This is a genomic window from Pseudomonas sp. NDM (assembly GCF_003105095.1).
Lineage (GTDB): Bacteria > Pseudomonadota > Gammaproteobacteria > Pseudomonadales > Pseudomonadaceae > Aquipseudomonas > Aquipseudomonas moraviensis_A.
Genome location: NZ_QETJ01000039.1, coordinates 23,819 through 36,603 on the forward strand (window position 1 = coordinate 23,819; position 12,785 = coordinate 36,603).

The window sequence follows — 12,785 nt, forward strand, 5'->3', positions numbered from 1 at the left end:
GAGCTGGCTTATGGTGTGCACTTCTAACGCAAAATCAATCAGTCGGCTGCTGGAGCTTCTACCGGCTTGACTGCTTCTTCGTAGGAGACCGATTTGTCGGTCACACTAGCTTTCTGCAGAACAGTATCCACAACTTGTTCTTCCAGCACAACCGAACGCACTTCGTTCAGTTGCTGCTCGTTTTTGTAGTACCACGACACGACCTGCTCTGGCTCCTGGTAAGCGGAAGCCATTTCCTGAATCATTTCGCGAACGCGAGCTTCGTCAGGCTTCAGATCGAACTGCTTGACCACTTCAGCGACGATCAGGCCCAGCACGACGCGACGCTTGGCTTGCTCTTCGAACAGCTCGGCCGGCAGTTGGTCTGGCTTGATGTTGCCACCGAACTGCTGAACAGCCTGCACGCGCAGACGGTCAACTTCGTTGGACAGCAGGGCCTTTGGCACTTCGATCGGGTTGGTGGCCAGCAGACCGTCCATGACCTGATTCTTGACCTTGGACTTGATCGCCTGACGCAGTTCACGCTCCATGTTCTTGCGAACTTCGGTGCGGAAACCGTCGATGCCGCTTTCCTTGATGCCGAATTGAGCGAAGAACTCTTCGTTCAGCTCAGGCAGCTTAGGCTCGGACACAGTGTTGACGGTCACGGTGAACTCGGCCGCTTTGCCAGCGAGGTCGAGGTTCTGATAGTCCTCAGGGAAGGTCAGGTTCAGAACGCGCTCTTCACCAGCTTTAGCGCCGACCAGGCCTTCTTCGAAGCCCGGGATCATGCGGCCGGAACCCAGTACCAGCTGAGTGCCCTTGGCGGAACCGCCAGCGAACACTTCGCCGTCGACCTTGCCAACGAAATCGATGTTCAACTGGTCTTCGTTCTGGGCGGCACGATCGGCCACTTCAAAACGGGTGTTCTGCTTGCGCAGGATGTCCAGCATCTTGTCCAGGTCAGCGTCAGCCACTTCAGCGCTCAGGCGCTCAACGGTGATGCCTTCGAAACCGGCAACGGTGAACTCAGGGAACACTTCGAATACGGCCACGTATTCCAGGTCCTTGCCCGCTTCGAGGGATTTTGGCTCGATCGAAGGCGAACCGGCTGGGTTCAGCTTCTGCTCGACCACAGCTTCGTAGAACGAAGACTGGATCACGTCGCCTACCGCTTCCTGGCGCGCGTCAGCACCGAAACGGCGCTTGATTTCGCTCATTGGCACTTTGCCTGGACGGAAGCCAGCAATTTTGGCCTTTTGGGCAGTCTGCTGCAGACGCTTGTTGACCTGAGTCTCTATGCGCTCTGCCGGCACGGTGACGCTCATGCGGCGCTCGAGAGCAGTAGTATTTTCAACAGAAACTTGCATGGATATTCCTCGTTGCACAGACGTTAGCCGGCCGTTTCCGACCCCAGAATCAAGGGCATGCATTCTAGTGGGTCAAACTCAAGAAGTCACCCTACTGGAAACGGGTAAAAAAACAGCAGGCAATTTATAGGGAGCGCCGCACGAATGCCGCGCACTCCACAGGCGAATACAAGCGATCACTTCAGGGCTCTGCATCAACCCTTCTATATATAGAAGGACAATCAATTGGCCCTGACAGCTATACCGGCAATGACCGGAACAGCGAGCAGCTCAGCCCCATCGGAACCTGTAAATTCGATGAAGTGCCCTGCCCTGCGACCTGAATCCGGCCATAACCGGATTTCAGAACCACTAAAACAAAAAAGGCGCCAGACTGTTAAATCTGGCGCCTTTCGAAATATGGGGTGGACGATGGGGATCGAACCCACGACAACGGGAGTCACAATCCCGTGCTCTACCAACTGAGCTACGCCCACCATATTGCGTAACAAAAAAGCCAAACAACTTCTTTGTCGAAACCTCATCAGGCCCGAAGCACAAATGAAGCTTTATTTGGTGCGGATGAAGAGACTCGAACTCTTACGCCTCGCGGCGCTGGAACCTAAATCCAGTGTGTCTACCAATTCCACCACATCCGCGGATGAAGCTTTTAAAGCAAAGGCGCCAGACCGTTAAATCTGGCGCCTTTCGAAATATGGGGTGGACGATGGGGATCGAACCCACGACAACGGGAGTCACAATCCCGTGCTCTACCAACTGAGCTACGCCCACCATATCGCGTTACTTGTGCCAAAGCTGCCTAATGGCGCACCCGGCAGGACTCGAACCTGCGACCATCCGCTTAGAAGGCGGATGCTCTATCCAGCTGAGCTACGGGCGCCTTGTTAATCTGTACTCTTAAAGGACTACAAACTAAGTGCTTTCCAGTGTCGCAGAACCTTGATTCCGCTTCACCTTCTTAACCAGTGCTAGGCTGTGCCCGACAAGTGCGACGAATAGTATAGAGGGCTCCAAAGGTCGTCAAATCCTTTTTGAAAAAAATTCATTTAATTAAAGGAGTTAGCGGAATTTGCTGACCAAGCGCCTTTGCCCTCACCGCTCGACATGCGAGAATGCGTTCTCATTTTTTCCCCTCTCGATGGTTAATCACGCGCAATGACTGCACAACTAATCGACGGCAAATCGATCGCCGCCAGCCTGCGCCAGCAGATCGCCCAACGAGTTGCCGAGCGTCGCCAGCAAGGCCTGCGCACCCCCGGCCTCGCGGTGATCCTGGTCGGCAGCGATCCTGCCTCTCAGGTTTATGTCTCGCACAAGCGTAAAGACTGTGAAGAGGTTGGCTTCCTCTCTCAAGCCTACGACCTGCCCTCCGACACCACTCAGGACGCCCTGACCGATCTGATCGATCGTCTCAATGACGACCCGGCCATCGACGGCGTTCTCTTGCAACTGCCTCTGCCCGAGCACCTCGATGCGTCCAAATTGCTGGAGCGCATCCGCCCGGACAAAGACGTCGACGGTTTCCACCCCTACAACGTCGGTCGTCTGGCCCAGCGCATTCCGCTGCTGCGCCCGTGCACCCCGAAAGGCATCATGACCCTGCTCGAAAGCACCGGTGCTGACCTTTATGGGATGGACGCCGTGGTCGTCGGCGCCTCCAATATTGTCGGTCGCCCGATGGCCATGGAACTGCTGCTGGCCGGCTGCACCGTCACCGTGACCCATCGCTTCACCAAGGATCTGGCCGGTCACGTCGGCCGAGCCGATCTGGTGGTCGTTGCCGCCGGCAAGCCGGGCCTGGTCAAGGGCGAGTGGATCAAGGAAGGCGCGATCGTCATCGACGTCGGCATCAACCGTCAGGACGACGGCAAGCTGGTCGGTGACGTCGTCTACGAAACCGCCCTGCCCCGCGCCGGCTGGATCACCCCGGTACCGGGTGGCGTCGGCCCGATGACTCGCGCCTGCCTGCTGGAAAACACCCTGTACGCGGCAGAAACCCTGCACGCCTGACCGGTTTTTTTCCACCGTATCGGAACCCCGCCTTGTGCGGGGTTTTTCATGCCTGAGAAAAAACTTCAACCGTTCGCCGGAAACCGCTCTTTTTACAGGCCTTTTCACGAGATTTTCAGGTCTCTCAAACAACCATCGACAGTTCTTCAGCCATACTCCTAAAATGCGCCGGTTTTAAGAAATAACCCGTTACAAACTAACGGAATATCCAACCCTTATGAGTTCGCCCGCGTGAAAATTCGTCTCTCGATTCTGAGCCTGTTTTTTGCTTTCACAGGCACATTCATCACGCCAACGATCAACGCTGCGGAAACCACCGCTGTCCCGCGCGACGCCTCGACCCTGAAGATCGCGTCCGGCAGCGCCCTGCTCATGGATATGCAGACCAATAAAGTCATTTATTCCAGCAACCCTGACGTGATCGTGCCGATCGCCTCTGTCAGCAAGCTGATGACTGGCCTGGTGGTGGTAGAAGCTCGACAGAACATGGACGAATGGATCGATGTCGATATCAGGAACACGCCGGAAATGAAGGGTGTGTTCTCCCGGGTCAAACTCAAGAGTGAGCTGCCGCGCCGCGAGATGCTGCTGATCGCTTTGATGTCTTCGGAAAACCGTGCTGCCGCCAGCCTTGCGCATCACTACCCGGGCGGCTATGCAGCTTTTATTGCGGCGATGAACGCCAAGGCCAAGGCGCTGGGCATGACCAGCACACACTTCGTCGAGCCGACCGGCCTGTCGGAACGCAACGTTTCCACTGCCCGCGACCTGAGCAAATTGCTGGTGGCTGCGCACAAGCAGCCGTTACTCGTGCAGTTGACCACCACCAAGGAAAAAACCGTGGCGTTCCGCAAGCCCAACTACACCCTGGGCTTTCGCAATACCGATCATCTGGTCAACAAGGCCGATTGGGACATCAAGATCACCAAGACCGGCTTCACCAATCCGGCCGGCCATTGCCTGGTGCTGGTGACGAAGATGGGCAATCGCCCGGTCGCCCTGGTAATTCTCGATGCGTTTGGCAAGTACACGCATTTTGCCGATGCCAGCCGTATCCGCAGCTGGGTGGAGACCGGGCGCAGCGCGAATGTTCCTGCGGTAGCCCAGCAATACAAGGCCGACAAAAACCTCAAGAGTCGTCAGAGTGGCGTGGTCGAAGCGGCAAAGTAGATCCCGCGAACATGAAAAAGCCCCGAGTCTTCGGGGCTTTTTTTCGCCTGCTGCTTTTTCAGTCGTTGGGCAGCGGCATCTTGTCGTCATCGGGGATGCCATCGCCCGAGCTCGGCTCTGGCGAAACGTCGGGCGTCAGCACATTGGGCCGCGCCAGTGGATCGCGCATCGGACTGCCCGGATCCAGCACCGGATCAACGTCTGGCTCTGGCGTGGTCGGGACGCTGTCAGGTTTGTGATCGTCGAAGCTTGAATCGGTACTCATACGCACCTCGCATCAAGGTTTCAGATCGGCCATCGGATCGTAGGGCTTGGCCGGTTTCTTCGGATCTTCACCAGGCTCGACATCCAGCGGCGCCTTGGCCGGACCGACCGGATCGACTTGCGGATCGTCAAGGTCCGGCGAATCCGGATCGAATCCCAGATCATCACCCGAGGAGTGATCGGACGAATGCGGGCCTTTCGGGGTTGAGGAATCTGCCATGTTGCCTCCTTGATTCACCCGCGAAGCACGGGTACTGATCTTCAGAGGCCTGCCGGCCGCAGTCGTGCCCGGCAGATGACGAACGGAGCCTTACTGCGCCGCCAGAGCTTTTCTCGCTTGCGCCGCGGCGTTTTCTTCACCAGCCTGCGCCAGCTCATCGGCGGCTTTCAGCCAACGGGCACGGTCTACAGCGGCCGGGATTTGCGACGGCTTCTGGATCAGAATCGCCCAGCCACCGGATTTGTCGAACGCTGACTCGAAGCTGCCAAAATCCATCAATTGCCGACGATTCATGCCGGCGCGCAGCAGGACCTTCTGCTTATTGCGGTCGTAGCCGGAGAGGATCGCGTAACGCGGTTCAGCCCAAAAGGCCGAACCCTCGCTGAAGCGCACCATCACCGGATAACCTGCCGCAACCTGAGTCAACAAGGCTGGCAGCTTGCTGTCTAGCGGATAGACCACCAGGCCATATTCGCGGGCGAGGTTCTGCATGTTTTGCTGCAGCTTGTCTTCAGCGCCCGGCAAGTTCAGCGGTTTTTCCAGAAGTCCCGGAGTGATCACGATGCCTTGTTGCGACAGCAGACTGGCCAGCACCTGTGGTCCGCTCTGATTGGCTTCGCCGCGATAAAAAGTGCCGCTGAGCTCAACCCGCTCGGGCAAGCGCTTGACTTCCGGCACCACATTGCCTGCGCATCCGCTCAGCGCCGCCACGCAGGCGCCGATAAGCAACCCCCCACGCATTCGAGAAAATACCTGCACCATCTTCACTCTCTTCACAGACGCCGGACATCGTGTTCCGGCAACGCCAGCGATCATAGAGCCGCACCTGCTCGCGGTATAGCCTTAAACCGCAGACACCGCGATTACATAGAGCAAAGTGATTGGTCACTAACGACCTTTGGTCAATAGCTTGAAACACCCCATTGACTAGACTGTCACTGAAATAGAGCGAATTGCGAAAAGCGAGCGCCCGACGCAGGGCGAAGAGGAGGCACCAATGAGCCTGACCATGACCATCGTGATGTTGATAGCCGGCTGGCTGGCCGTGGCGACTGCCATGTTGTGGGGCGTGTTGCGGATTTCCCGGCGGCATCATCACCCGGTGCAGACGCCAACGGTTGAGAAGACAGAGAAGCATTCCGTACGGCACGTTGCCGCGCACTGAAGATCAAGAGCCCCTCACCCTAGCCCTCTCCCGGAGGGAGAGGGAACTGACCGGGTTGTTCTTTTGAATTACGCCGACGTCAATCATCGAGCCGAACACAGGAGTTGAAGAGCCCCTCACCCCAGCCCTCTCCCTCGGGAGAGGGCTGGGGTGAGGGGGCTCGCTCTCAAACACAACGCCAATATCAAAGCGAAAAAAAACCGCCTGGACTCAACCAGCCCAAGCGGTTTTTTTGTTGTCAGCCATTACGCCTGCTGAGCAACCTTCTTCTGCTTCGCCCGGCGCGACATCATGTTCAACACCTCGATACCGGCCGAGAACGCCATGGCCGCATACACATAACCTTTCGGTACATGGGCGCCGAAGCCTTCAGCGATCAGCGTCATGCCGATCATGATCAGGAAGCCCAGCGCCAGCATGACCACGGTCGGGTTGTCGTTGATGAACTTGGCCAGCGGATCAGCCGCGAGCAGCATCACCAGTACCGACACCACCACCGCGATGATCATGATCGGCAAGTGTTCGGTCATGCCGACAGCGGTAATGATGCTGTCGATCGAGAACACCATATCCAGCATGAGGATCTGGCCGATGGCCGCGGCGAAGCCCAAGGTCACGGTCGACGTCGCGGTCTTTGGATCTTCCGGCGCCGGGTCCATGCTGTGATGGATCTCGGTCGTGGCTTTCCAGACCAGGAACAGGCCACCGGCGATGAGGATCATGTCCTTCCAGGAGAACGCATGGCCGAGGATTTCGATCACCGGCTCGGTCAACTGAACGATGAAGGCGATGGTGCTCAACAGTGCCAGACGCAGGATGAGGGCCATGCCGATACCGATACGGCGCGCCTTTTGCCGATGCTGCTCGGGCAATTTGTTGGTGAGGATCGAGATAAAGATCAGGTTATCGATGCCGAGCACGATTTCCATCACCACCAATGTGGCCAAAGCAACCCAGGCGGTCGGGCTGGCGGCGAGTTCTAACAGATATTCCATGGGTCAGTCCTGACTCTGTGTAAGACGGTTCAGATGGTCTTGGAGGAAGATTCGGATTCTTCCGCTTGTTTTTCCGGTGTTTCTTTTTTCTGGATCAAGCCACCGGTGGCATCGCTGAGCGCTTGCTCGGCGGCCTTGTGGGTGTCGTCGATCGCTTGCTTGGCGGTCTCAGCCGCCGCGCCCATCAATTGCTGCGCGCTTTTTTCCGCCTGATCACAACCGGCCAGAACCAGTAAAGACGCAAACATCACTGCGGGAAATGTGTATTTCATAAGGTTTCCTTCGAATGAACAGACAGGCGCACACACCGGCCGTCGATGGCTGGGCATTCTAGGGAGATGAACAGTTCAGGAAAATTCGTATTTTTAGCGGCTATACTTCGGTTTTCACGAAGTGGCGATCGATATGCTCAATTACCGACAACTGCATTACTTCTGGGTCGTGGCTAAAACCGGCAGCATCGTCCGCGCCTGCGAGCAGCTCAATCTGACGCCGCAGACCATCAGCGGGCAGATTTCCCTGCTCGAACAAACCTATAACGTGGAACTGTTTCGTCGCGTTGGCCGGCAGCTGGAGCTCACCGAAGCCGGGCGCCAGGCCCTGCCCTACGCCGAGCAGATGTTTCAGTTGGGCGGCGAGCTGGAGCTGATGCTGCGCGCGCAACCCAACGAGCAGCAGATCCTGTTCCGGGTTGGCGTCGCCGATGTGGTGCCAAAATCCATTGTCTATCGCCTGATCGCACCGACCATGGAGCTGAGCGAGCCGCTGCGCATCACCTGTCGCGAGGACAAACTCGAACGCCTGCTCGCGGATCTGGCCATTCAACGTCTGGATCTGGTGATTTCCGACAGCCCGATGCCCTCGCATCTGGACATCAAGGGCTACAGCCAGAAGCTCGGTGAATGCGGTATCAGTTTTTTCGCCACCGCCGAACTCGCCGCACAGTATGGCCAGGACTTCCCGCGCAGCCTGCACGGCGCGCCGCTGTTGATTCCCGGAGCCGAAACCGTGGTGCGCAGCCGCTTGCAGCGCTGGTTCGCCGAACAGCAGATCCAGCCGCAGATAGTCGGCGAGTTCGATGACAGTGCTTTGATGCAGGCCTTCGGCCAATCCGGCAGCGGGATCTTTATCGGCCCGAGCGTGATTGCCGAGGAAGTGAAGCGTCAGTACGGCGTCGAACTGATTGGCCAGACCGACGCGGTGAGCGAGTCGTTCTACGCCATTTCGGTGGAGCGCAAGGTCAAGCACCCTGGCATCGTTGCGATTACCGAGGGTGCCCGACGCGAGCTGTTTACCGGATTATGAAGCGCAGGCTTCACGCGGCTTCAGCGTCATCAGCACCATGGCGAGGAACACCGACAGCAGGATGAAGCCGGCAGCGGCGAAGCCGAGAAAGCCCAGACCGGCACTGTCGATCACCCGACCGCCGACCATCGCGCCCAGGCCGATGCCGAGGTTGGCCCCGGCGATGTTCAGCGACGCGGCAAATGCAGGCGCTTGCGGCGCGGCTTTCATCAGGCGCACATGGCTGACCAGGAACAGCGCCGCCTGGGTTACGCCCCAGATGCCCATCGCCACTGCCAGGCCGACGGGCGAATGAATGTTCGGCACCAGCGAGACCATGCCAGCGATCATGAACGCGCAGAACAACACCGACGCTCCCAGCGGATGCCGATCCACCGCACGTCCACCGAGCGAGTTACCAATCAGCCCGACCGCGCCAAAGGCCATCAGGCACCAGCCGACTACGGTGCCGTTGAACCCGGCAAGGCGCTCGAGGATGTCGGCGAGGTAGGTGTAGGCGGTAAACATGCCGCTGAACACCAGAATCGACAACACGATATGGCCGATCATCAACGGGCTGCGCAGGATCTTGAATTGCGAACGGAAGCTGACCTGATGCTGGTGCAGACTGGTTTTTGGCAGGTAGACAAACAGCAGCAAGGCTTTGGCAAACGCGATCAGCGCGAGAATGCCGAATGCGCTGCGCCAGCCGAACGCGTCGGAAATCAGCGTGCCGACCGGAATGCCGAACACCGTGGCGCAGACAATACCGAAGCCGATCTTGGCAATCGCCCGACCGGCGAAATCCGGGCCGACGATGTCCACCGCCGTCTCGCTGGCCAGCGCCCAGAACACCGGCAAGCCCAGCGCCGGAATCAAGCGCGCGATGGCCATCACCCAGATGTTCGGCGCCAAAGCTGCAACTGTGTTGGCCAGGCCGAACATGATCAGGATGCTGATGAACAGTCTGCGCCGTTCGAAACGGGCGAAATACGCGGTCAGGAACGGGCCGAACAGCGCCACGGTAAAGGCGAACAACGTCACCAACAGCCCGGCTTGCGGGATGGTGACTTCGAGGTCTCGGGCTATCGCCGGCAGCAGGCCGACAATGACGAATTCCGTGGTCAGCACCGTGAACCCGGCGGCGGACAACAGAAGAATAGGCAACAGCATGCGCAACTCCAGCAAAACGACGACGCCAGCGATGACCCGGAGGCCCGCTGGCAGAACTAGAAAATGAGGATGGCGAATCTTAACAGACTGTGTCTGCACTGAGTTGCCCAAAACTGCCGATCTGCCCGGTTGATGCGGTGGCAGATCGTCACAGGCTGAAGGTTGGCGCCTGCGCTGTGATAAAGTCCGCGCCCTGAAAATCGTACAGCTGATCAACGTGCCGTTTGGCGGCGTTGATGTCACTTCGACAGGCGTTTCGTGACTGCCCACGACGCTTCGCACCCTATAAAAAACAGAGATGCCGTCATGACCGCTTCATCCCCTTCTCTTTTGCAACGCCTGAAAAACCTCAGTCTGGTCAGCCAGATTGTCATCGGCCTGATCGCCGGCATCGCCCTGGCTCTGTTCGCCCCGGAAGCGGCGAAGTCCACCGCGTTCATCGGCAAAGTGTTTGTCTCGGCGTTGAAAGCCGTGGCGCCGATTCTGGTGTTCGTGCTGGTGATGGCTTCGATCGCCAACCACAAGCATGGCCAGGAAACCCACATTCGGCCGATCCTGTTCCTCTACCTGCTGGGCACGTTCGCCGCAGCGGTGGTGGCCGTGGTTGTCAGCATGAGCTTCCCGTCGAGCCTGGTACTGTCCACGGACAACGTTACGGTCACCGCGCCCGGCGGCATCACCGAGGTCCTGCAAAGCCTGTTGCTGAGTGTTGTCGACAACCCGGTCAGCGCGCTGATGAATGCCAACTTCATCGGCATTCTCGCCTGGGCGATCGGCATGGGCATCGCCATTCGCCACGCCGGCGATACCACCCGCGAAGTGCTCGATGATCTGTCCAACGGCGTGACCCTGATCGTGCGCGTAGTGATTCGCTTCGCGCCGCTGGGCATCTTTGGCCTGGTGGCGTCGACGCTGGCCACTTCCGGTTTCGGCGCGCTGCTCGGCTATGCGCACCTGCTGGCCGTGCTGCTGGGCTGCATGCTGTTCGTTGCGCTGGTGATGAACCCGCTGATCGTGTTCTGGAAGCTGCGCCGCAACCCGTACCCGCTGACCCTGATGTGCCTGCGCGAAAGCGGCATCACCGCATTTTTCACCCGCAGCTCGGCGGCGAACATTCCGGTCAATCTGGAGTTGAGCAAGCGCCTGGGCCTGCACGAAGACACCTACTCGGTATCGATCCCGCTTGGCGCCACCATCAACATGGCGGGCGCGGCAATCACCATCACCGTGCTGACCCTGGCGGCCGTGCACACCTTGGGCATCGCCGTGGACATCCCGACCGCGATCCTGCTCAGCGTCGTCGCAGCAATCTGCGCCTGTGGCGCTTCGGGTGTGGCCGGTGGTTCGCTGCTGCTGATTCCGCTGGCGTGCAGCCTGTTCGGCATCCCGAGCGAGATCGCCATGCAGGTCGTGGCGGTAGGCTTCATTATTGGCGTGCTGCAGGATTCGGCGGAAACCGCGCTCAACTCGTCGACCGATGTGCTGTTTACCGCAGCGGCTTGCCTCGGTGAGGAAGAGAAGGCTAAGCGCACGGCGTAATTTCTCGCGCAACGAAAAGCCCGCCTTGGTGTGAACCTTGGCGGGCTTTTTTGTGGCTGGGAATCTACCCCCTCACCCCAGCCCTCTCCCGGTGGGAGAGGGAGCCGACCGAGGGGTCTGGCGCGATACGTCGACCTGAACGATCCAGTCGATTATGGATTCACTGCAAATCTCTCAAGGCGGCGTAACCTTGCAATATCCCCCGGTCAGTCCCCTCTCCCTCCGGGAGAGGCTTAGGGTGAGGGGCTTTTGCCGGCTTAGAACGCGCCCATGTAGTCGCGCTTGCCCACTTCAACGCCGTTATGACGCAGCAGCGCATAAGTGGTGGTGACGTGGAAGAAGAACTGCGGCAAGCCGTAAGTCAGCAAATACGCCTGACCACTGAAGCGCTTCTCTTTCGGCGTGCCCGGACGGGTCACGATTTCGATGCCTTCCTTGCCGTCGATCTGCTCTGGCTTGATCTCGCCGATGAAGGCCAGAACCTTGGCAATCAGCGCTTGCAGCTCGGCGAAGGTGGTTTCGGTGTCGTCGTACTTCGGCAATTCGACCTCAGCCAGACGCGCCGACACGCCTTTGGCGAAATCCACAGCGATCTGCACCTGACGCACCAGCGGGAACATGTCCGGGTACAACCGCGCTTGCAGGAAGACGCTCTGGTCGATGTTTTTCGCGCTGGCGTGGGCTTCAGCCTTTTTCAGCACATCGCTCAGGGCGTTGAGCATTTGTTGAAAAACCGGGACGGATGCGGCGTACAGTGAAATGGTCATGGCAATCTCATGTGATGGCTGGGTAATACGTGGTGGCGATTATAGCCATGCTTGATGACCGCACGGCTTGCCTTTTGTTTGGCAAGGATTAGGCTAGGCGGCTTCGACTGCAGAGGGAACGCGCGATGAGCAACGAACAAGAATCCACCGCCGAACAGCCACGGCTCAATGCCACGGAAATCCGCATCCTCGGTGCGCTGATCGAAAAGCAGGCCACCAGCCCGGAAACCTATCCGCTGACCCTCAACGCGCTGGTGCTGGCCTGCAATCAGAAGACCAGCCGCGAACCGGTGATGAACCTCAATCAGGGTCAGGTTGGCCAGAGCCTGCGGGCGCTGGAAGGTCGCGGCTTCACCAGACTGGTCATGGGCAGCCGCGCCGACCGCTGGGAGCACAAGGTCGACAAGGCGCTGGAACTGGTGCCGGCACAGGTGATTCTGACGGGTTTGATGTTTCTGCGCGGCCCGCAGACCGTCAATGAACTGCTGACCCGCAGCGGGCGCATGCATGAGTTCGAAGATAGCGAACAGGTCGTGCATCAGCTTGAGCGATTGATCGCTCGTGGACTGGCGGTGTTGATTCCGCGTCAGTCCGGGCAGCGCGAGGATCGCTACACCCATGCGCTGGGCGATCCGGCGGATATCGAGGCGATATTGGCGGCGCGGCACAATCCCGGGGAGCGTTCGAGCGGTGGCGTTTCGCTGGAGCGCCTTGAAGAACTGGAAGCGCGGATTGCAGCGCTGGAAGAACGCCTGGCCCGTCTCGAATAACCCTGGGATCCCCGTGTAGGAGTGAGCCTGCTCGCGATAGCGGTGTGTCAGTCACAGCGGATTTGACCGACATACCGCT

Annotated in this window: 14 protein-coding genes and 4 tRNA genes; 6 read left to right on the forward strand and 12 right to left on the reverse strand. The window is 58.7% G+C overall.

Features of this window, described 5'->3' with window-relative positions:
• Positions 1-38: 38 nt before the first annotated feature.
• The 5 genes from tig to DCO47_RS11240 form a co-directional block, all read right to left on the reverse strand.
• The gene (gene tig / locus DCO47_RS11220; protein WP_042609166.1) at positions 39-1,349 is read right to left on the reverse strand and encodes a trigger factor; all 1,311 of its coding nucleotides are present in this window, start codon (positions 1,347-1,349) and stop codon (positions 39-41) included.
• A 400-nt stretch (positions 1,350-1,749) separates the two neighbouring features.
• Positions 1,750-1,825: transfer RNA gene (locus tag DCO47_RS11225), tRNA-His, on the reverse strand.
• 77 nt (positions 1,826-1,902) lie between these two features.
• Positions 1,903-1,987 (reverse strand) — tRNA-Leu (locus tag DCO47_RS11230).
• A gap of 57 nt (positions 1,988-2,044) precedes the next feature.
• Positions 2,045-2,120: transfer RNA gene (locus DCO47_RS11235), tRNA-His, on the reverse strand.
• Positions 2,121-2,152: 32 nt separating this feature from the next.
• Positions 2,153-2,229: transfer RNA gene (locus DCO47_RS11240), tRNA-Arg, on the reverse strand.
• Between the two features lie 275 nt (positions 2,230-2,504).
• Here DCO47_RS11240 and folD point away from each other — a divergent pair.
• Together folD and pbpG are read left to right on the forward strand one after the other, a co-directional pair.
• A complete protein-coding gene (gene folD, locus DCO47_RS11245; RefSeq protein WP_039763375.1) occupies positions 2,505-3,359 on the forward strand; it encodes a bifunctional methylenetetrahydrofolate dehydrogenase/methenyltetrahydrofolate cyclohydrolase FolD in 855 nt (284 codons plus the stop codon).
• Between the two features lie 231 nt (positions 3,360-3,590).
• Positions 3,591-4,529 carry a D-alanyl-D-alanine endopeptidase gene (gene pbpG / locus DCO47_RS11250; protein ID WP_064363669.1) on the forward strand — a complete coding sequence of 313 codons (939 nt, stop codon included), beginning with the start codon at positions 3,591-3,593 and terminating at the stop codon, positions 4,527-4,529.
• Positions 4,530-4,587: 58 nt separating this feature from the next.
• Here the strand turns inward: pbpG and DCO47_RS11255 are convergent, their stop codons facing one another.
• From DCO47_RS11255 to DCO47_RS11265, 3 genes are all read right to left on the reverse strand, one after another.
• A complete protein-coding gene (locus DCO47_RS11255) occupies positions 4,588-4,794 on the reverse strand; it encodes a hypothetical protein (RefSeq protein ID WP_042609164.1) in 207 nt (68 codons plus the stop codon).
• 12 nt (positions 4,795-4,806) lie between these two features.
• Complete coding sequence (locus tag DCO47_RS11260) at positions 4,807-5,013, reverse strand: DUF6021 family protein (RefSeq protein ID WP_042609163.1); 207 nt, start codon at positions 5,011-5,013, stop codon at positions 4,807-4,809.
• Positions 5,014-5,103: 90 nt separating this feature from the next.
• A complete protein-coding gene (locus DCO47_RS11265) occupies positions 5,104-5,829 on the reverse strand; it encodes a peptidase C39 family protein (RefSeq protein ID WP_177434334.1) in 726 nt (241 codons plus the stop codon).
• 181 nt (positions 5,830-6,010) lie between these two features.
• Here DCO47_RS11265 and DCO47_RS27030 point away from each other — a divergent pair, with 181 nt between their 5' ends.
• On the forward strand, positions 6,011-6,178 hold the full coding sequence (locus DCO47_RS27030) for a hypothetical protein (protein ID WP_165839200.1): 168 nt from the start codon (positions 6,011-6,013) through the stop codon (positions 6,176-6,178).
• A gap of 245 nt (positions 6,179-6,423) precedes the next feature.
• Here DCO47_RS27030 and DCO47_RS11270 read toward each other — a convergent pair whose 3' ends face one another.
• Positions 6,424-7,173, reverse strand: a complete 750-nt coding sequence (locus DCO47_RS11270; RefSeq protein WP_042609161.1) for a TerC family protein — start codon at positions 7,171-7,173, stop codon at positions 6,424-6,426.
• Between the two features lie 29 nt (positions 7,174-7,202).
• Positions 7,203-7,445: a hypothetical protein gene (locus DCO47_RS11275; protein WP_065615992.1), complete on the reverse strand. Its 243-nt coding sequence runs from the start codon at positions 7,443-7,445 to the stop codon at positions 7,203-7,205.
• 133 nt (positions 7,446-7,578) lie between these two features.
• Here DCO47_RS11275 and nhaR point away from each other — a divergent pair, with 133 nt between their 5' ends.
• Positions 7,579-8,478 carry a transcriptional activator NhaR gene (nhaR, locus tag DCO47_RS11280; protein ID WP_042609159.1) on the forward strand — a complete coding sequence of 300 codons (900 nt, stop codon included), beginning with the start codon at positions 7,579-7,581 and terminating at the stop codon, positions 8,476-8,478.
• On the opposite strand, the gene DCO47_RS11285 is transcribed toward nhaR, so the two are convergent.
• Entirely contained in the window at positions 8,473-9,630 is a 1,158-nt protein-coding gene (locus DCO47_RS11285) for an MFS transporter (protein WP_042609158.1), read from the reverse strand. The genes nhaR and DCO47_RS11285 overlap by 6 nt on opposite strands.
• Positions 9,631-9,936: 306 nt before the next feature.
• Between DCO47_RS11285 and sstT the strand changes: the two genes are divergently transcribed.
• Entirely contained in the window at positions 9,937-11,169 is a 1,233-nt protein-coding gene (gene sstT / locus DCO47_RS11290; RefSeq protein ID WP_116658113.1) for a serine/threonine transporter SstT, read from the forward strand.
• A gap of 257 nt (positions 11,170-11,426) precedes the next feature.
• On the opposite strand, the gene DCO47_RS11295 is transcribed toward sstT, so the two are convergent.
• Positions 11,427-11,936: a DUF1993 family protein gene (locus DCO47_RS11295; protein WP_016775348.1), complete on the reverse strand. Its 510-nt coding sequence runs from the start codon at positions 11,934-11,936 to the stop codon at positions 11,427-11,429.
• 125 nt (positions 11,937-12,061) lie between these two features.
• Between DCO47_RS11295 and DCO47_RS11300 the strand changes: the two genes are divergently transcribed.
• Positions 12,062-12,706, forward strand: coding sequence for a YceH family protein (locus tag DCO47_RS11300; RefSeq protein ID WP_065615989.1), 645 nt, complete (start codon positions 12,062-12,064; stop codon positions 12,704-12,706).
• The last annotated feature ends 79 nt before the right edge of the window (positions 12,707-12,785 follow it).

What these genes read in the sequence shown, in the direction of transcription:
- tig (WP_042609166.1), bottom strand. Translation starts at nt 1,349, where the DNA reads ATGCAAGTTTCTGTTGAAAATACTACTGCTCTCGAGCGCCGCATGAGC.
- folD (WP_039763375.1), top strand. Translation starts at nt 2,505, where the DNA reads ATGACTGCACAACTAATCGACGGCAAATCGATCGCCGCCAGCCTGCGC.
- DCO47_RS11255 (WP_042609164.1), bottom strand. Translation starts at nt 4,794, where the DNA reads ATGAGTACCGATTCAAGCTTCGACGATCACAAACCTGACAGCGTCCCG.
- DCO47_RS11260 (WP_042609163.1), bottom strand. Translation starts at nt 5,013, where the DNA reads ATGGCAGATTCCTCAACCCCGAAAGGCCCGCATTCGTCCGATCACTCC.
- DCO47_RS11265 (WP_177434334.1), bottom strand. Translation starts at nt 5,829, where the DNA reads ATGATCGCTGGCGTTGCCGGAACACGATGTCCGGCGTCTGTGAAGAGA.
- DCO47_RS27030 (WP_165839200.1), top strand. Translation starts at nt 6,011, where the DNA reads ATGAGCCTGACCATGACCATCGTGATGTTGATAGCCGGCTGGCTGGCC.
- DCO47_RS11270 (WP_042609161.1), bottom strand. Translation starts at nt 7,173, where the DNA reads ATGGAATATCTGTTAGAACTCGCCGCCAGCCCGACCGCCTGGGTTGCT.
- DCO47_RS11275 (WP_065615992.1), bottom strand. Translation starts at nt 7,445, where the DNA reads ATGAAATACACATTTCCCGCAGTGATGTTTGCGTCTTTACTGGTTCTG.
- nhaR (WP_042609159.1), top strand. Translation starts at nt 7,579, where the DNA reads ATGCTCAATTACCGACAACTGCATTACTTCTGGGTCGTGGCTAAAACC.
- DCO47_RS11285 (WP_042609158.1), bottom strand. Translation starts at nt 9,630, where the DNA reads ATGCTGTTGCCTATTCTTCTGTTGTCCGCCGCCGGGTTCACGGTGCTG.
- sstT (WP_116658113.1), top strand. Translation starts at nt 9,937, where the DNA reads ATGACCGCTTCATCCCCTTCTCTTTTGCAACGCCTGAAAAACCTCAGT.
- DCO47_RS11295 (WP_016775348.1), bottom strand. Translation starts at nt 11,936, where the DNA reads ATGACCATTTCACTGTACGCCGCATCCGTCCCGGTTTTTCAACAAATG.
- DCO47_RS11300 (WP_065615989.1), top strand. Translation starts at nt 12,062, where the DNA reads ATGAGCAACGAACAAGAATCCACCGCCGAACAGCCACGGCTCAATGCC.